20 protein-coding genes are annotated in these 17,214 nt (G+C 69.5%); 2 read left to right on the plus strand and 18 right to left on the minus strand.

Features of this window, described 5'->3' with window-relative positions; translation table 11 throughout:
- The first annotated feature begins 261 nt into the window (after positions 1–261).
- On the plus strand, positions 262–420 hold the full coding sequence (locus CWT12_RS06410) for a hypothetical protein (protein ID WP_161924143.1): 159 nt from the start codon (positions 262–264) through the stop codon (positions 418–420).
- 60 nt (positions 421–480) lie between these two features.
- Positions 481–1,077, plus strand: a complete 597-nt coding sequence (locus CWT12_RS06415; RefSeq protein WP_161924144.1) for a hypothetical protein — start codon at positions 481–483, stop codon at positions 1,075–1,077.
- A 62-nt stretch (positions 1,078–1,139) separates the two neighbouring features.
- Here the strand turns inward: CWT12_RS06415 and CWT12_RS06420 are convergent, their stop codons facing one another.
- From CWT12_RS06420 to CWT12_RS06505, 18 genes are all read right to left on the minus strand, one after another.
- Complete coding sequence (locus tag CWT12_RS06420) at positions 1,140–2,591, minus strand: glycerophosphodiester phosphodiesterase (RefSeq protein ID WP_161924145.1); 1,452 nt, start codon at positions 2,589–2,591, stop codon at positions 1,140–1,142.
- Positions 2,588–2,773, minus strand: a complete 186-nt coding sequence (locus CWT12_RS06425) for a hypothetical protein (protein WP_161924146.1) — start codon at positions 2,771–2,773, stop codon at positions 2,588–2,590. The genes CWT12_RS06420 and CWT12_RS06425 overlap by 4 nt, the downstream gene beginning before the upstream one ends.
- A 12-nt stretch (positions 2,774–2,785) precedes the next feature.
- A complete protein-coding gene (locus CWT12_RS06430) occupies positions 2,786–3,070 on the minus strand; it encodes a hypothetical protein (protein ID WP_161924147.1) in 285 nt (94 codons plus the stop codon).
- Positions 3,054–3,404 carry a hypothetical protein gene (locus tag CWT12_RS06435; protein WP_161924148.1) on the minus strand — a complete coding sequence of 117 codons (351 nt, stop codon included), beginning with the start codon at positions 3,402–3,404 and terminating at the stop codon, positions 3,054–3,056. The genes CWT12_RS06430 and CWT12_RS06435 overlap by 17 nt, the downstream gene beginning before the upstream one ends.
- A 124-nt stretch (positions 3,405–3,528) precedes the next feature.
- Positions 3,529–3,882 (minus strand): phage holin, encoded by a 354-nt coding sequence (locus CWT12_RS06440; protein WP_161924149.1) that lies wholly within the window; start codon positions 3,880–3,882, stop codon positions 3,529–3,531.
- Between the two features lie 13 nt (positions 3,883–3,895).
- Positions 3,896–4,888: a hypothetical protein gene (locus CWT12_RS06445; protein ID WP_161924150.1), complete on the minus strand. Its 993-nt coding sequence runs from the start codon at positions 4,886–4,888 to the stop codon at positions 3,896–3,898.
- Positions 4,885–5,025, minus strand: a complete 141-nt coding sequence (locus CWT12_RS06450; RefSeq protein ID WP_161924151.1) for a hypothetical protein — start codon at positions 5,023–5,025, stop codon at positions 4,885–4,887. The genes CWT12_RS06445 and CWT12_RS06450 overlap by 4 nt, the downstream gene beginning before the upstream one ends.
- A 43-nt stretch (positions 5,026–5,068) precedes the next feature.
- Positions 5,069–5,311, minus strand: coding sequence for a hypothetical protein (locus CWT12_RS06455; RefSeq protein ID WP_161924152.1), 243 nt, complete (start codon positions 5,309–5,311; stop codon positions 5,069–5,071).
- A complete protein-coding gene (locus tag CWT12_RS06460; protein ID WP_161924153.1) occupies positions 5,308–6,423 on the minus strand; it encodes a hypothetical protein in 1,116 nt (371 codons plus the stop codon). Before CWT12_RS06460 ends, CWT12_RS06455 begins: the two co-directional genes overlap by 4 nt.
- Positions 6,416–9,445 (minus strand): hypothetical protein, encoded by a 3,030-nt coding sequence (locus tag CWT12_RS06465; protein WP_161924154.1) that lies wholly within the window; start codon positions 9,443–9,445, stop codon positions 6,416–6,418. Before CWT12_RS06465 ends, CWT12_RS06460 begins: the two co-directional genes overlap by 8 nt.
- Positions 9,446–9,835: 390 nt before the next feature.
- Positions 9,836–14,218: a tape measure protein gene (locus tag CWT12_RS14340; RefSeq protein WP_161924155.1), complete on the minus strand. Its 4,383-nt coding sequence runs from the start codon at positions 14,216–14,218 to the stop codon at positions 9,836–9,838.
- Positions 14,219–14,255: 37 nt separating this feature from the next.
- Positions 14,256–14,486 (minus strand): hypothetical protein, encoded by a 231-nt coding sequence (locus CWT12_RS06475; RefSeq protein ID WP_161924156.1) that lies wholly within the window; start codon positions 14,484–14,486, stop codon positions 14,256–14,258.
- A 164-nt stretch (positions 14,487–14,650) separates the two neighbouring features.
- Entirely contained in the window at positions 14,651–15,067 is a 417-nt protein-coding gene (locus CWT12_RS06480) for a hypothetical protein (protein WP_161924157.1), read from the minus strand.
- A gap of 101 nt (positions 15,068–15,168) precedes the next feature.
- Positions 15,169–15,771: a hypothetical protein gene (locus CWT12_RS06485; RefSeq protein WP_161924158.1), complete on the minus strand. Its 603-nt coding sequence runs from the start codon at positions 15,769–15,771 to the stop codon at positions 15,169–15,171.
- Between the two features lie 12 nt (positions 15,772–15,783).
- Complete coding sequence (locus tag CWT12_RS06490; protein WP_161924159.1) at positions 15,784–16,167, minus strand: hypothetical protein; 384 nt, start codon at positions 16,165–16,167, stop codon at positions 15,784–15,786.
- On the minus strand, positions 16,164–16,409 hold the full coding sequence (locus CWT12_RS06495) for a hypothetical protein (RefSeq protein ID WP_161924160.1): 246 nt from the start codon (positions 16,407–16,409) through the stop codon (positions 16,164–16,166). Before CWT12_RS06495 ends, CWT12_RS06490 begins: the two co-directional genes overlap by 4 nt.
- A gap of 1 nt (position 16,410) precedes the next feature.
- Positions 16,411–16,776 (minus strand): hypothetical protein, encoded by a 366-nt coding sequence (locus CWT12_RS06500; protein ID WP_161924161.1) that lies wholly within the window; start codon positions 16,774–16,776, stop codon positions 16,411–16,413.
- Entirely contained in the window at positions 16,773–17,195 is a 423-nt protein-coding gene (locus CWT12_RS06505; RefSeq protein WP_161924162.1) for a Gp19/Gp15/Gp42 family protein, read from the minus strand. Before CWT12_RS06505 ends, CWT12_RS06500 begins: the two co-directional genes overlap by 4 nt.
- Positions 17,196–17,214 lie beyond the last annotated feature (19 nt).

Consider the following 17,214-nt stretch of genomic DNA (forward strand, 5'->3'; position numbering starts at 1 on the left):
TATACCCGTCAGCAAGAGCTGGCATTGACAACTACATCAGGGGAGGTGATGCGATGAGCATCGACCGGGCAATCGCCCTAGCGAGCCTCGTGATCTCGGTCATCGGGATCGGGCTCACGCTGTGGCCCATGGTCCGCAAGGGCCACGGACGCCACCGCAAGGACGACTAAGCCGGCGGGGGTTGAAAGCAGACATAGTGCCTTCAACCCCCGCCCTAGCCCGGATCATAGCCGCCACCACCTCCCCCGGGAAGGAGCACACATGACCCGCAGCCAGAACATCGCCGTCGTCGTCGCCCTCGGCGTCGTGATCGGCATCCTCACCGCCATCCCGGCCCACCCGTGGCTGCCCGTCGTCTGCGCGGCATGGGCGATCTGGGGCGCCAGCCTCGGCATCGCCGCCACCCGCACCGACCGGTAGACACAGCAACAGCCCCGCCCGGCACACTCGCCGGGCGGGGCAAGAGAAAGGAAAAGACCAATGACCAACGAATCCACCCTAAAGCGCGACCTGATCACCTGGGCCGACGGGGTACCCCCCGTGGAATTGGCTACGGGCATCGACCTCCAGACCATCGCCCGGCGCGGGCTCCTCTACCGCCTCCCACTACCGCGCGTGTCATACAACACAACAGCGCGGCGCGCCCACGAGGCGCAAATCATCACCTGCTGGCAGCGCGCCGTCGACAGCCGGTACGCCGACACCTACGGCGACGACGGCTCCCCCAGGCGCACGCTCTCCGTGCTCTCGGTCGCCTGGCTCGCCAACCAGGCCCTGGAGCCCATGGGCCTATGCGCCTCTAACGGTCGCCTCGGCTACGTGCTGGGGCGCGAATCCCGCGGCGACAACATCGCGCTCGACGACCTCGGCCAGCTGCGCCCGCAAGCCGCCGAACTGCTCGCCGAGGCGAGGCAGCGCATCATGGATGCGATCACTCCGGCCGTCGTCGACGAGCTGATCGACTGGTGGGTAGCCAGCAGGCGCGCCCGCCACGAGTGGGAGCTGACCCCCGTCACGGAGCGGGCCAAATTCCGCTGGCCCACCCCGCCTAAATCGGCCGTGTGGGAGTGGGCGTAGACGTACGCACAAATGGCCGCCCCACACCCGCAATTGGGTGTGGGGCGGCATCTCTTGTGGGATCAGAAGTCGGGGGTCCAGTCGCCGACGCCGGAGACCATCGCACCGACCGCGCCACCCTCCACAGCGGCCGCGTACTCGGTGCGGCTGGTCAGGATGTGCGCGGTCAGAGGCTTCCCGGCCGCCAGAGCCTCCCGCCAGGCGGCCGACGCGTACGGCCCATCCAGCGACAGGATGTCCTTATTGGCGTCAGCCAGGAAATTACCCCAGGCGGCGGTGTTGCCGGTGCGCCAGGCCTGGTAGCCGTACGCCCACGTCACGTACCCGCGAGACTTCCAGGCGCTGAAGGCGGCGAGGCCGTCCCCGCTGTACTTGAGGACCACGCGGTCCCGGTATGGGGCGAGCATCGCCAAGTACTCGCTCTGGAAAGTCGTGATCGAGTACTTGGGGTCAAAAAGAATTACGTGGGAGTCGCCGTAGCGCTCGATGAGCCAGTCCAGGCGGGCGGGCATGGTGTCACGGCCGCTCATGGCCGCCTCCACCTGCGCCCAGGTCAGCTCGGAGACCGGCGTGTCCGGGCCGCCCAGCCGCGCCAGGGTGCGGTCATGGCAGCCCAGCCACACACCATCGCTCGTGCGGCCGGCCGAGAACTCCAGCACATGGGCGCCGGCCCACACCGCCTGCGTGTAGGCGCGCTGGGTGTGCTCGGGCCAGGACGCGGACCCTCCCCGGTGGGCGACCAGCCACGGCACCCCCATGCCCAGCAGGCCGGTGACGGTGGTGGCGCCGTGGGGCATGAGCCGGGCGGGCGCCAGGCCACGCGCGGTCTGGTAGCCCACGATCTCCACCGCCTGGCCGTCGACCTCCAGGGACCGGTCAACCGGGTCCGGCTCCGGGTCAGGCTGGGGAGGCTGGTGGGCGGGGTCCGCAGCCAGCGGCACCACGCACCATGCCCTCAGCGCCGTATCCCCGGACAGGGTGGGCACTAGGGCCTCACCCTGGCAGTCGTCCACAATCGCCAGGGTGACCGCGCTCCAGGACGCGGCAGTGGTGTGCCCGGCATCGTCAGCGGACACGACCTGCCTGCCCGCGGGGTCGTGCCCGACCACCTGCCCGGAGGCGACCTGGTGCTGCTGGGTGGTCACCAGGGCCGCGCCGGACGCGGGGAGCACCGGTGCGGGCTCCTGCCACGCCACCGGCGCGGGGGTGGACAGCAGGCCGCGCAGGACTACCAGGGCGGCGGAGATGCGGCCGCCGCCGACCGGGGAACCGACAGGCACGCTGCGCGTGTCAGCGGGCGCGGTCACCGCGCGGGTGGCGATGGTGCCCGACCGGCCCCCGTCCCCGATCTTCGCCACGTATGACCCCTGCCACCCGGCGGGGGTCATGTCCCCGGAGTGCCCGTACTGGGCGCCGACCACGAGGACGGCGGCGTCACCGGCCTGGGCGCCCTCCACCGTCAGCACGGCCCCGGCGGACGTGGTGGCGGCCGTGCCCACGACCTCCACGGTCATGCGATCACCCGCACCACGAGCGTGCCCGCCTTGGTGCCAGCAGGCACGGACGCACCGGCCGGCAGCACCAGCACCTGCACGCCGTCACCGCCGCCCTGCGAGGGCGCGGGCACCTGCACCGCCTGCACGGCGGCGGCGATAGCCGCGTCCGCCCCGGCCTTCGTGTACACAGTCACAGCCATGATTCGCCTCCTCTACGAGTCGCTGTCCTCTTGGGTGGTGGGCCATGCGACGGCCGATCCCTCACCTGGGCCACGGGGCAGCCGCTCGACCGGCACGCCGGCCTGCACAGCCATAGACCGCGTCGCCCAGCAGGCGGTCTCCCAGGCGGCCGCCTGCCGCCGCCACCGCTGCACCTCAGTCTCAATATCACGGCGCTGCATCCAGGAGCGGCGCGCCGCCCTGGCCACAGACAGCAGCAGTGGCGACCCCAGGGCCGCCACCACCACCGACACGATCAGGTCAATCCTCACATCCATCTACAGCCTCCCCACTCCCGGGCGGCTGCTCGTAGGCAGCCAGGATGTCCGCGCCGAGCACCCGGGCGGCCATCAGGCGCGTCTCCTCCCGCCGCAGCCGCGTGGGAGGCTCCCGGCCCGGCTCCCACCAGCGCCCCCAGATCCGCAGGACCCGCTGGGCCACCAGCAGCGCCACCGCCAGCGCTATCCACAGGTGCCACGACGGCCACCGCTCGGCCAGCAGCGCCCGCATCACGCCCAGGGCGGTCACGTCCCCCATCCCGAGGACCACCAGGCCCGCGGCGGGCGCCTCCACGCCCCACCAGCCGCGCCACGCGGCCGGCGCGGCAGCCACCGCCCCACGATCATGCACCCGGCCCCCAGGGCGAGGTCCAGCGGCACCGGCCGCCCGGGGTGCAGCAGCACCGCGCCCCCGGCAGCGCCCAGGCACACGTAGGTGATGGCGGCCAGCAGGGAGATCACCCGCGGCGGCGTGAGCGACCCCCACACCGCCCGCGGCACCAGCAGCGGCGACCACGCCATGACAGGTCACTCCCCCACGCCGCCGGTGGTGGCGTCGCCGTCATCCACGGGGCCGATGACAGGGCCTCATACACGCCGCCGGTGTGCACGGCAGCCAGGACGAGCGCGGCGACGGCGAGGGCCTGCTCAGCCACCTGCCCCCACGCGGTGGCCTGCTCGCCGGTGATGACGCCGACGGCCGCGAGCGCAGCCAGGACAGCAGCGACGGCGGAGTAGATGGCTCGGCGTCGCTCTGGCGTCAGCCAGGACAGGATGGTGCGGTCGGTCGTGAGTGCGACATGCTTCCCCATTGGTGGCCTCCGTTCATTTGGCGAGGAGCTTGCCGGAGCTGGCGTAGCTGGCGTTGAGGCAGTGCTGGAGGGTCTTGATGGTCTTCACGCCGGCCACGCCGTCGACCCACTGGCCGAAGTTCGCCGCGGTGAGCTTGGCCGGGCCGCCGGACTGCTGTATCCAGGCCGGGCGCACGTTTGCGACCCAGAACTGGAAGACCTTCCACGACTTGGGGCCAAGAACTCCGTCGACATCGAGCCGGGCGGCGCCGGTCAGGACCTTCACCTGGCTGTCAGTCACCGCAGAGTTGAGCCACGTCTGGAACGCCTTAACCATGGCGGATGGCTTGGAGATCACGCCGTCAATCGGCGTGCCCATGACCTGCTGCCACCGGCTGATCGTCGCCGAGCCGAGCACGCCGTCAACGTCGAGCATCGCCTGCCCGTCCGTGCCAGTCTGGGCCTTGCCCGTCGCCGTCGACGCCACCTTCTGCACACTGGCGGCGGTGGTGCCTGGTACCCACTTGCCCTGGTCGATCATCCACGCCAGGACCACGCGCATGTCCACCCAGCCGCGGATGACGCCGCGAGCGCGGTAGCGGGTCCAGACGCCGTTGCCGTTGCCCTGCGAGCCCGAGCTGCCGGGGGATGTGTTGCCCTCTACCGACCGGTAGGTGGAGGCGTTGGGGTCGGGGTTGGATGCGCCCACGTGGTCGGCGATCGCGTCGCCGCCCCAGTCGAAGATCGCCTGCCGGCCGTATCCTGGCTCGCTCGTCCAGGCACCGATCCGGCGGGCGAAAGTCTCGATGTAGGGGACGTAGAACCACCAGCAGGCTTTCATGAGGTCCACGCCGGCGGCCCGGTAGCCCCAGACCTGGAATGCACCGCACCACGCCTGCCCTACGAAGGACGGGTAGACGGCGCGCCATACCCAATCCCCGCCACGGGTGCCGACTTTGGAGAGCATCGCCTTCATGGCGGTGTCGATCGCCTGCGTGATCCGGGGGTCGTTGACGGACGTGCTCATGCCGCGTCACCCCCGCCCGTGGTGGTGTCGTTGGCGGGGTCGTACGCGGCCCGCTCGGTCAGCCGAGCCATCAGCTCCGCCGCTTCCTCATCACTCAGGGGACGCTCACGCCCCACAGACACGTCAGACTCAGACATGTGATCCTCTCTCTCCTCTGTTGAGTTGTGGTTTGATGCGGGTCTATTGCCTGGTGCCGAGGACGACGGCGCGGCGGCCGTGCAGCAGCACCAGCACCCGGGCACCCGCCGCCGGGGCCGCCACCAGCGACACCGGGGCCGCCCCCAGCGGCTCACTGTCACCATCCAGGCGCACCCGCAGCGGGGAGCGGCTGGTGACGGTGCCCCACCGGTAGGACGGCGCCCGGTCCACGCGCCGGCGCAGGTCCGCGAGCGCGGTCACGAGGGCGTCCAGGGTGGTGGTCATGGGATCTCCTCCAGCTCCAGGCCCATCAGGGCGGTGGGGGCGGCCTGGTAGGCCACCTGGCGGACGGTGGTGTCGGTGCGGTGGCCGGCGGTGTCCCAGGTGACGCGCTCCCTGGGCCAGATGGGCAGTGGGAGGCAGGAGGCTGTGATGGTGGCGGTCGAGGTCGTGAGCTCGGCCAGGCGGCGGGCCGCGATGGCGGTGAGGGTGGCCTGGCTGGTGGCCTCCACGCCGGTCTCCACGTGCGTGATCCACCTGCCCCTGGCCTGGTAGCTGTAGGGGCTGGTGGGGGTGGTGTTGGTGGCGGTGGCGGTCATCTCCGGCTCGTCCTCGCCGCCGCCCTGGGCGACGGCCACCACGCGGTTGGGTGTGCCGGCGGTGTCGAGGTCGCGGGTCCAGGTGGCGGAGTGGACGGCCCGGTCGCCCTCTGCCAGCTCGCGGGCCAGGGGGCGGTCGGCGGGCAGCCGGTAGGGGGTGGAGCCGATGGTGCCGTCCGGGGAGGGGTGCAGTGCCCAGTAGTTGGCGGCCGCCAGCACCTCATTCAATGCGGTGAGGAGGGTGGTGCCTGCCTCGAAGGTGAGGGCGGAGGTTAGCTTGGCGGTGGAGGGGTCGATTGCGGGCCGCTCGCCGGCCGAGGCCACCCGGGAGGCCACCCAGTCCGTCACCACGGTACCCGCCGGGACGGTGAGCGTCTCGGGCAGGGCGTCCTCCGACAGCACCAGCAGCGGTGAGGACAGCTCCACCTCCCACGAGGACCCGGAGGACCTGTAGGCCCTGGTGGGGGCGGACAGGAGGTACTCGCCCAGCGGCCAGGAGACCTCGCGGCCGTGGCGGTCGCGGATGTGCTGGAGGATGTGCACGCGGTCGGACAGCCAGTCGACGCCCTGGCCACGGTCGGCCAGGGACAGGGTGCCCGAGGCGCGCAGCGTCGTGGTCGCCGACAGCTCCACGCTCCCGCCGGTCACGCCGTCCAGCGGCCGCAGCTCCGCCCCTCGCCGGTCCGCCAGCACCACCTCCCACCAGGACTGCCTGTGCCCGGTCAGCACGCGCTCCACCACGTCGCCGTCCAGGCCCGCGGGCGTAGTGGTTACCCAGGCGGGCACCGCGTCAGTCATCGGGATCCACCTCCACCAGGTCCAGCGACACGCCCCAGATCCCGCCCCGGTAGTCCCGCGGCAGGCGCAGCCCCGACATCGAGCACCACATGCGCCGCCCCACCGGGTCCCGGTACACCACGGGCCCGGGGAGGACCGCGAGCGCGGCCAGGGTGTCCAGGATCGCCATATCGTCGTCGTCCAGGGTCGCGGAGACGGACAGGGAGCGGGCCTCCTGGGTGCCGGCCAGCTCCACCGGCAGGCGCCGGCCTGCGAAATAGGCGGTGTCCCGCTCGGCGAGGTCCACGTCCAGGGCGTGCGCGGGGTCCCCGTACAGGGGTGCGGTGGTGGTGTAGGCGGGGCCGCCGCCGATCCACATCGCCTGCGAGTCCGCCACGGCCGCCACGACGGTGGCGGCGGAGGCGCCGTCAGCGGAGACCGCCTCCGCCCGGTACATGGTCTCCCCATAGCTGAGGGCGAGGGGGTCGCTGGTGGCGTAGTCCAGTGGCACCTCCGCGTCCAGCGGCTCCCAGGTGGTGCCGCCGTCCACCGACCGCGACACCCGGTTGCGGGCCGCCGGCGGGGAGTTGGGCACGACACTGGTGGTGCCGTCAGCGGACACGGACACGGCGTAGGACTGGCCTCCCAGCTGGGCGTACGGGCCTGCCGGGTCCCACCACTCGGTCACCAGGCCCGCCGGGCTGGTGGCGGTAGTCAGGAGCGGGCGGCGCACCCACAGGGTCGCGCCCTGGCACACCACGGCGGGACGGGCCGCCACCGCACCGGCCGGGACCGTGGCCGCCACGACCGCGCGCACGCCGCCAGCGGGGGCGGCACCGGGGGCGGCGGGCTCGCTGGTGACGGCCAGCACGGTGCCGTCCGGGCCGAGCCAGGCCACCTCCACCGACACCACCGCGTGGTCCGCGACGTCCACCCCCGGCACCGCCACGGGGGCCGCGGTAGTGTCCACGATGGCGGTAGCGCCGTCAGCGGAGGTGGCCGCGCCGTCCACCACGACGGTGGCGCCGTCAGCGGACACGGACACGGCCGCGCCGTCCAGCACAGCGGTGGACCCGTCGGCGGACGCGGACACGGCCAGTGACGGGGCCGCGGGCTCCGCCGGCGCCCCGGTGTCCTGGCCGGTGACGTCCAGCACCACCGCGTCGTGCACCACCAGGCGGCGGCCGCCCGCACGCAGGTAGGCGATGCACTGCAGGCGGTCCTCCCCCGCCCGGTAGGTGATGGGCAGGTCCACCCAGATCAGCTGGCGGTCCGTGCCGGCCGACAGCTGCTTGCGATTATTGGCGGGCCACAGGGACCTGGAGTACGCGCCCGCGGTGGTCATGTAGTAGGCGCCCATGTCCACGTAGCAGTCGGCCTCGCAGGACACGAGCATTGCCAGCCGGTAGGTGCGGCCACCCGGCAGGGGCCGCGTGCTGGTGCCGATGCGGCCGTTGTTGCCCGACACCGCCGCCGTCGACGTCGAGACCTCCGAGGCGGTCTTGGTGACCTCGGCGTTGACCCACCAGTCCGAGGTCCACAAAAGGAGGGTGTCCTCGGCCTCGGGCGGGGCCGCGGCAGCCACGTCCACGCTCCACGCCGCCTGCTGCCCGGCCACCACGGGCACCGGGTCAGCCAGGGACAGCCGGCATCCCCAGGAGGGCACCACAGGCACCGCCTGCGCCCACCCGTCACCACTGCCACCAGACACAGACAGCGCCCCACCGGGGGTGTCCCACGCCTGCGGGCGCGCCAGGAGCGGGTCCGGCACCAGGCTCACCACACGCTCCGACACCGGCAGCGGCGCCGGATTAGCCAGCGCCAGGCTCATAGCCCCACGCGACTCGTCCCACACCGCCTCCACCACCGGGGCGGGAGGCGACGGGTACACCACCGAGACGACCACGCGGGCGGTAGCGGTCTGGCGGACCGCCGAGGTCACCGTCACAGTCACCTGCCACGCGGAGCCGTGCGGCAGCCGCGACGACATGGCCACGCTCGCGCCCGCACCCGACACGCTCACCGACTCCACCGGCCCGGACGGCACCCCGTCCACCAGCTCCACCAGCTCCACCACGGCAGACGACTGGGCGTGCCCCTCAGCCTGGGAGTACGACCACGCCACCTGCGTGGACGCGGTACCCACCACAGGGCCAGGCACCGTGATACCCACCACCGGCGGCGTAGCGACCCGGAACTGCCCCGGCGAGCCCAGGCCCCCACCGGCGGGGGACCACGCCGCCGAGTCCCCGGCCGCGCCGCCGTCGTACATGCCCCGGGTACGCACCGTCCACATGTACTGGCCCACAGGCAGGGTGAGCGCCGCAGTCTGCGCAGCCCCCGTGACCTCGATGACCTGCACCAGCTCGGTGGACAGCGCCGACACCACGCGCCGCACCTCGACCCGGGCCGCGGTCTGCGCCGTGGAGTCCACAGGATTGTGCCGCCACGACAGCACCACGCGCCCCGGCGATACCGTCCCGGTCGGGCCCAGCACCGTCGGCGCGGACGGCGCGCCCAGCACCTGCACCGCAGGCGACGCCGCCGACATCGCCGACCGCAAACCATTAGGCGTCCTAGTGACGACCGTGTACGTGTGCGCAGCCGCCGGGTCCGGGCTACGGTGCACAAACGACGTCACATTCTCGGCGGTACTGCCGATAAGGACCCCGTTGTCATAAATATCGTAGGAGCCCTCATTATGCAGGACAGTCTTAACCCAGGAGACGGTAATATTCCCCGCCGCGTCCTTAACCGCCCGCACATTAGTAGCAGCTGTCGGCGTGGTCCATACGGTAGCCGACTGCGCACGCGCAGACTCCCGCCCATTCCACGCCCACACCCGGTAATAGGTGGCGCGGCCCGCCGGCAGTGACGTATCGGACCAGGCCGTACCAGTGCCCTGCACGGTACCGACCCGCACCCACGTCTTGGACTGGTTGTCGTAGCGCTCAATACCCGATGCGCTGACCGGGTGGGCCGCATCCCGCTTCTGCGCCCACGAGACGCGAGTAGTCTTCCCGTCCGTCGTGGAGGCGGTCACCGACGTAGGCGCGTACGGCACCTCATAGGCGCGGGCCGCGACCGTGTGCGTCCGCGAAACCGACGGCGCCCCACCATTCCAGATCGGCCCCAAGCTCGCGGAGAAAGTGCGCGAGACCGTAGAGCCGTACGCCGTCGAGACCGTAATAACCTGCCGGGCTACCTCCTTGGTGACGGTCGCACCAAAACCACTAGAGAAGCTAACCGGCACGTCGCCGGTAATCGCACCCGACCGGTGGAGCGTGGACGTGTAATTGTGCCCGTAAGCGACTGACTGAATGTAGTAGACGACGGTCAGCCTCACGCTGCCGGAATCGACACTCCCAGACTGGGAGACATCAATCCCGACACGCATATACCCGGACGCGGCACCCCACTGGACAGCCACCGACTACACCCCCAGAGCCTCACGCAGGCGACCACGCGACGCCGGCCCAACCGCACGCTCAATACGCACGTCCAGCTCGCTGATAATCGAGTTGCTCGAATCCACGAGCGTGACCTTCTCCGGCCACTGACGGTCCGCTATCAGCTGCGCGATGCGGTCCCACTGGCCGCCGGTGAACACCGGCTCGGGCTTGCCGGTGGCGTTCTCCACCAGGGAGAGGCCCGGCTGCAGCAGGCCTCCCCGGTCGTACTTCAGGCGCCCGTAGGTGACGGACCCGTACACCGAGGTCTGGCGGGCGGAGCCGCCCGGGTGCGGCTCCTCCACGATCTGGCCCCTGCCCGCATACCACGCGACGTGGTAGGCGGGGCGGCCCCAGAACACCACGTCGCCCGGGACCGGGCTGGTGACAGGAGACGCGACGGACTGGTATCCCGCCGCCGTCAGGCGCGGCGCCGGGTGCCCGGTGCGGTTCAGCGCGTAGTAGATCAGGCCCGAGCAGTCCAGGCCCGGCGGGATAGAGGAGCCACCCCACACATACGGGGTACCCAAAAGGGTCTTCGCGAAGTCGACCGGTGCGGACCCGGTGCCGAGCGCCTCAGTCTTCTTCTTCAGCCAGCTGCCGATTGAGGTGATTGTCTGGCCGGGAATCTGCTTTACGGCGTCACCGATCATGCCTGCCGCCGGAAAAGCCCCCATCAGGGCGTCCACCGGCTTGCGCACTAGCTCAGTGACAGCACCGATCGGGTCGGAGATGATCTCTGCCGCCGCCTCCACGGTATTGGCCAGCCAGTCCGTGACGCCCTTAATGCCGCCGCCGATTGCATTCTTGGCTGCATTCCAGATGCCGCCGAGGAAGAAGTGCTGGTAGCCGCGGTCCCCGATAGCGGACAGACCACTACGGCCTGGCCCGGTGGCCGCCCGGTTCATCGCGTCGACCGCCGCGGGGCCGCCTACGGCGCGCACCCACTCCGGCCGCATGATCGCCTCGCCGCCCGACAGGGCCAGGGCGCCACCACCGTCAGGAGAGACAAAGTGGTAGACGTCCTTGCCCGGCGTGTAACCGGGCAGGACGCCGCCGGACGCGTAGCCGGGGATCTTTGCCACGGCTGGCAGGGTGATATTCAGGCCGACCGCTTTCGTGAGCTTGTCGACCAGCTTCTTGATGCCGTCGGTGTAGATCGTTCCGATGAGGAAGTTTACCGGCTTCGCAGCCAGCGACTTGATGCCGTCCCAGGCCTTCCCGATGGAATCCTTCATGGTGTTGAAGCCGGACTTGATCTTGCCGATCACCTTGTTAATGCTGGGCCAGAGGGTGTCGGAGAACCAGGTGGAGACCTTGTTGATTGCGGTCTTGATGCCGTCCCAGGCGGTTGATATCGCCTTCTTCAGCCCGTCGAACCCGGACTTCAGCCTGTCGATAACCTTCTGAACGAGCGGGCGAAGCGTATTATTGAACCAGTCCGCAACCCTACTAATCGCAGTCTTAATACCGTCCCAGACGGTAGACACGGCGGACTTGAAGCCGTCAAACCCGGACTTCAGCCTGTCGATAACCTTCTGAACGAGCGGGCGAAGCGTATTATTGAACCAGTCCGCAACCCTACTAATCGCAGCCTTAATACCGTCCCAGACGGTAGACACGGCGGACTTGAAGCCGTCAAACCCGGACTTCAGCCTGTCGATAACCTTCTGAACGAGCGGGCGAAGCGTATTATTGAACCAGTCCGCAACCCTACTAATCGCAGCCTTAATACCGCCCCAGACGGTAGACACGGCGGACTTGAAGCCGTCAAACCCGGACTTCAGCCTGTCGATAACCTTCTGAACGAGCGGGCGAAGCGTATTATTGAACCAGTCCGCAACCTTACTAATCGCAGCCTTAATACCGTCCCAGACGATTTTGACGGCGACGGCCAGCAGAGCGAAACCGGCCATCACGTTGCCGACGAAGACCATGACTACGGGTTTCACCCAGGTGTCGAACCAGGACACGACTCCGCGGACCGCGCCCTTGATCCCGTCCCAGACGCCGGAGACCTTCTCGCCGACGGTGCTCACGCCGTCCTTGATCCCGTCCCAGACTCCCTGGAGCACGGGCACTACGTTGTCGGAGAACCAGCCGACTACGCTGCTTACTGCGCCCTTGATCCCGTCCCAGACGCCGGAGACCTTCTCCCCGACGGTGCTCACGCCGCTCTTGATCCCGTCCCAAACTCCCTGGAGCACGGGCACTACGTTGTCGGAGAACCAGCCGACTACGCTGCTTACTGCATTCTTGATCCCGTCCCAGATGTCGGAGACCTTCTCCCCGACGGTGCTCACGCCGCTCTTGATCCCGTCCCAGACTCCCTGGAGCACGGGGAGCGCGGTGTCGGAGAACCAGGACACGACTCCGCCGACCACGTTCTTGATCGCGGTCCAGACCTTGGCCATGATCTTCCGGCCGGTCTCGGTCTTCGTGAAGAAGAACCACAGGCCGGCCACCAGGGCGGCGATAGCCATTACCACCAGCATGATGGGGTTGGCGTTGGCTACCAGGTTGAACGCAGCCTGCGCCGCCTTGGCCGCGTCCTGAGCGGCCTTGTAGATGTTCAGGGCCGTGGTCCAGGCCTTGTACGCGGTCACGGCAGCACCAATAGCAACCGCAATCGACAGAACGTAGTCCTTGTTGTCGCTCAACCACTGCGCTACCGAGGAGATGCCGTCCACGATAGACGGGATTAGCTGCACCACGCGGGTCAGCACCTCGCCGATCTTAGGAGCGGCCTCCGCGACAAATCCCTGCACCCCAGCCCAGATGGACTCGAGAGTAGGCTTCGCCGCCTCGAAACCGTCCTTCACGGAGATGACGGCCTCACGCACGGACATGAGGAAGCCAACGAGGCCGGAGTCCTCCTGCTGGCCGAAGATCGGCCCGGTGAAGTCACCGTCAAGAAGAATGGACTTCATGCCCTCGAAGGCAGGCACAATCGTGTCGGAGATCCACTCCTTGACTACCCGCGCCTTCTCAGCAACCGTGTCTCCCCAGGTCGAGAAGTTCGCCGTGAACCCGTTAATAGCCTCCGAGATGGAGTCCACGCCAAAAACGTTAATCACCTTGGTGATCGCCGCAGCAATACGGTTGCGCGCATTCTCAAAGGCGGTCGAAATGCCCGCAGTGGCGGTGAGCGCCTGGTCGTGGAAGGACGCGAGCCCGTCAATCCCCTCAGAGTCGAGCCTCACCAGGGTGTCGTTGAAGTCCTCGAAGGAGACCGTGCCCGCCTTCATGGCGTCGTACAGGTCCGAGGAATTCGCCGTAGCCCCCAGGAGAGCGCGGGCCATCTGGTCCAGCTGGCCGGGCATGGCCGCCTGCATAGAGCGCCAGGCAGACATGTCCACGGTGCCCACGGCCAGCATCTGCCGGTACTGCTCCATGGCGTTCTCGACGATGACCGCCGAGCCGCCGCCCGCGAGCAGAGCATCGTTCAGGGCCAGGCTGACATCGGTAGCCTTCTCCAGGCTGCCGGTCAGCGGAGCCAGCCCCTGCACGGTCCGGGCGACCGCGTTCGTCGACGTCGGCAGCCCGTCCAGGGACTTGGCGATACGGTCGATCTGCACGCGCGCGTCATCGGCTGAGTAGCCGATATTGGCCATGACCTGCGGGAAGTTCGCCAGAGTGTCCGCGCGGGACACCGCGCGGGACAGGTTAGTCGCGATAGCCGTGCCGAGCGCGGCCACCGCGATGCCAGCAGCCTTAACGCCGGCCGAGATCGTGGAAGACAGGGCACTACCGACAGCAGAGCCAACCTTGGAGGCGACAGAAGCCACCCCCGCGCCCGCCGCAGCCAGGACACCACCGAGCCCGGCGACAGCCTTGCCGAAGCCCGCACCGATGACCTGGCCGACAGGCTGCCACGCCTTGACGACCTTGCCCACCGCGCTCTCGCCCAGGGTCTTGGTGATCCCCGAGACCCTAGAGGTCACCGCCTGCGCGACCCCCGACACCCCGCTCTTGATGCTGCCCCACGCCTTGGACGCGCCGGCAGAGACCGTGCCCCACGACTTCGCCAGCGGCCCCGTAACCGTCTTCGCCAGGTTGCTGATGGCAGTACCGACCGGACCGAGCTGAGCCAGGGTCACCCTGGCCGCATCCTTGGCATACATGCCCAGCAGCCGCAGCGTCTCCACCCCGGACTTCACCGACGCCGCGAGCGCCCGCGCGACGGCGGGGGTCTTGGCGATGGCGTTGCCGATGGAGCGGGCGATGCGCTGGCCGAGGGAGTTGCCGAGCTTGCTCGTGGTGGGGCCGTTGACGGCCTGGTCGAGCTGGGCCTGGATGCCCTTGGCGGAGATGGCGACCTGTAGCCAGGCTGTGCCGAGCTGGATTCCGGAGGTGGTGTCTGCCATGGGCGGCACCCCCTCTTTTTGGTGTTCGGCTGTGGAGTTATTGGCTGGTGGTGAGCTCGGGGTGGCGGGCGAGCCAGCGGGTCATTTTTGTAGTTGCGTGCTGCTGGCGGGCCCGGGCCTTGTCCTGCCAGCCCGGCTCGGGCGGCTTGGGCGGTTTGGGCAGCTGGCTCTTCTTGGCGCCGGCGGCGGCCGCGATGGTGGTGATGATCTGCCAGGCGCCGTGCTGGATGGCGGTCACCTCGTCTGACCAGGCGATGTCCCCGCCCATTGCCCGGCCGAGTGCGCTCCCCGGGGGCAGGCCCCGCAGGAGTACTAGGAGGCGGCGTGGGGTCAGGGAGCCGCGCCACAGGTCGAGCAGGTCTACCTGGTAGACGCGTAGGAGGTCTGCCTCGATCTCTGCGGCGTGGTCCCTCAGGAGGGCGGGGAGCTGGGTCAGTTTCCCAGGTTTGCGGCCTCCAGCAGCTCGGTCATTACGGCGCCTACGGCGTCTAGTGGGACGCGGCCGGTGTCCGGGTCGCGCAGGGTGTCTAGGACCTTGTCTCGTGAGTCGCCGAGCAGGGAGGTTACGACGCTGTAGAAGGCGGTCATGTCGCCGGACTGGCTGAGCGTGACGGCCTCGAGGAATTCCCAGGAGGACAGTGCCTCGGGGTCGAGGGCCACGTCGATGCCGCGTACGGTGACTGTGAGGGGCTTGCCGGTGGCCTCTGCCCTCTGCTGGTCGGCGTCGGTCACCTGGGGCTCGGGCTCGAGGAGGGCCGGGCGGGGCTCGGTGACGTCGGTGGCGGTGGGCCGGGCGGGGCTGGTGTGGGGGTGAGGGCGGCTCTGGCCGCGGTTCTTCTTGGACGACATTTCCGGATCCCTTTCAACGATTGTGAGCGCCGGATCCTCTGGCGGTGGGGTGGGGCCCTCGCCCGGCCGGGGATCCGGGGCCGGCCGGGCGAGGGAGCGTGTCAGGCGGACGGGACCAGGGCGGGCGCGTCGGTCAGGATCAACCAGTCGTCGAGTACGGACAGCGTGTGCTCGTAGGCAGTGATCTCCCCGGCACGGAACGCCAGCTCCCCGCGCTCTCCCAGCTCCAGGTGTGGGAAGACCATCCGGTACTTCACGCCCTGCCCGGACACGTCGAACAGGTCAAGAATCCCGGACAATGTGATCACCTTGCGGGAGGAGGGGACGACCAGCTTCGCGACCGCCTTCGTCTCCGACCCGACCTTCTCCGACTCGCGGGACGCGGACCGTACGTCCAGGTAGCGGCGAAGACTGTCCAGCTTCGACTCCAGCAGCGTCGCCGACAGAGCGGACTCGGAGGAGTCCATGAAGGTCTTCACCACGGCGTGCCCCTGGTGACCCTTGATCTTCGTCACAGAGTCGTCAAAGGTCAGGCCCACGCCGTCCTCGCTGATCCACCCGCAGTCCACAAACCCGCTGGGCACTGCCGCGTACAGGCCAGTGACCTTACCTGCCAGGTCCGGGTCATACGCTCCCAGATACAGGGAGTCGTCATCAGAGCCGAAAATGTGGGCATTCGCGGCATCAATACGGTTATTTGCCATAGTTTCTTTCCTCTACGTGAGTAGTCGTGTCGTGATCTGGTATGTGGCGGTCGCCCGCGCACTCGTGGTGTCCGGGTCCGGAGACTCCGACGGAGACGTCCCAGACACCCGCACCACCGGCGACAGCCCCGCCACAGCCCCATGCACCGCAGCGTCGACCGCGAGCGCGAGTTCGACGGCGGCGGCTGTGGTGGGGGCGTAGGAGTCGATGGTGAGCTGGGTGGTGTGCAGGGCGCGGTCGTGGCGGCCGGTGCCGCCGGTGAGGAGCAGCCGCACGAATGTGGCGGGTGCGTCCTTGTTGTCGGGGCGGGTGGAGACGACGGGGACGCTGACCTGGTCGGTGAGCCAGGTCAGCAGGATCTCCTTGGCGTCCACCGCGCGCGGGGTTGCTGTCATCGGACACCACCCCCAGCTGCCTGTTCCAGGATGTGGTCGCGGGCCTGACGGCGGTGGGCGTCGTAGGTCTCGGCCCGCACATAGGCGCGGGCTCGGTTGCCGGTGCCGGTGACGGTGCCGAAGCCTTCGCCGGCGCGGGCACGGACCTGCCCGGCGGCAGCGTCGACGGCGGCGCGTGCATCCGGTGATCGCAGCAGCTGTGCTATGCCCTTGCGGTTGAGGGTGATCTTGGCTCTTGCCACGTTATCCTCCTGGTCCTGTGCTGGTCTCGTGGGGGTCGGTGGCGGCGGCGAGCGTGACTACCAGGCCGGAGGGCCAGCGGGCCGGCGCGCCCTCCACCCGATACGTGGTGCCATGCACCCGTAGCCGGTCGGAGGCGAGTACGTCAGGCCATGCCCTGCGCCAGTACAGCGTCGGGGCTGACAGCACGGTGGTCACCCCGGCGGCCACGGGCTCGGACGTGGCCCCGGACACTGACGCCCCGGCGGGGGCGAGCAGTGCCGGCGGCAGGTCGGTCTCGGTGTCGGGGCCCGGCACACGCTCGCCGTACCGGTCGGTGGTGCCGGGGCCGGCACGTACCCGCACTACGGGGGTCAGGACGCGGCTCATCGGGGCACCGCCGAGTAGAGGAGGTCCGCCTCGAAGGCCCGGCCGGTGCGGCCGCCGAGGAGCTGGGCCTCAGCCTTGCGCAGGAAGAGGCCGCCCTCGGGGTTGGAGTAGGTGAACCCGTCGCTGAATGGTCCGTCGGTGTGGGTCTCGGAGGCCACCAGGCCCCGTGGCTCGACCCCGTAGCCGCCAGCGGTGACGTCGGCGGTCTGGTCGGAGGCCATGGCCCGCTTGACCATGGCGCACACGATCCGCCGTCGGGTCGCCCCGGTGGCGGACGCCCAGCGGGGGCAGGAGGCCTTGATCAGGTCGGTTGCGTCCTCCAGGAGGACCTGCGCGCGGGCCTGCTCGGTGCCGGACAGTGCCCGCCACCGGGCCTCCAGATCCTCTACGGCCGCGAACGTCTCCTGGTCGTCTGCCATGGTCGGGCCTCCCTTCCCC

The sequence above is a fragment of the Actinomyces sp. 432 genome (assembly GCF_009930875.1).
Taxonomy (GTDB): Bacteria; Actinomycetota; Actinomycetes; order Actinomycetales; family Actinomycetaceae; genus Actinomyces.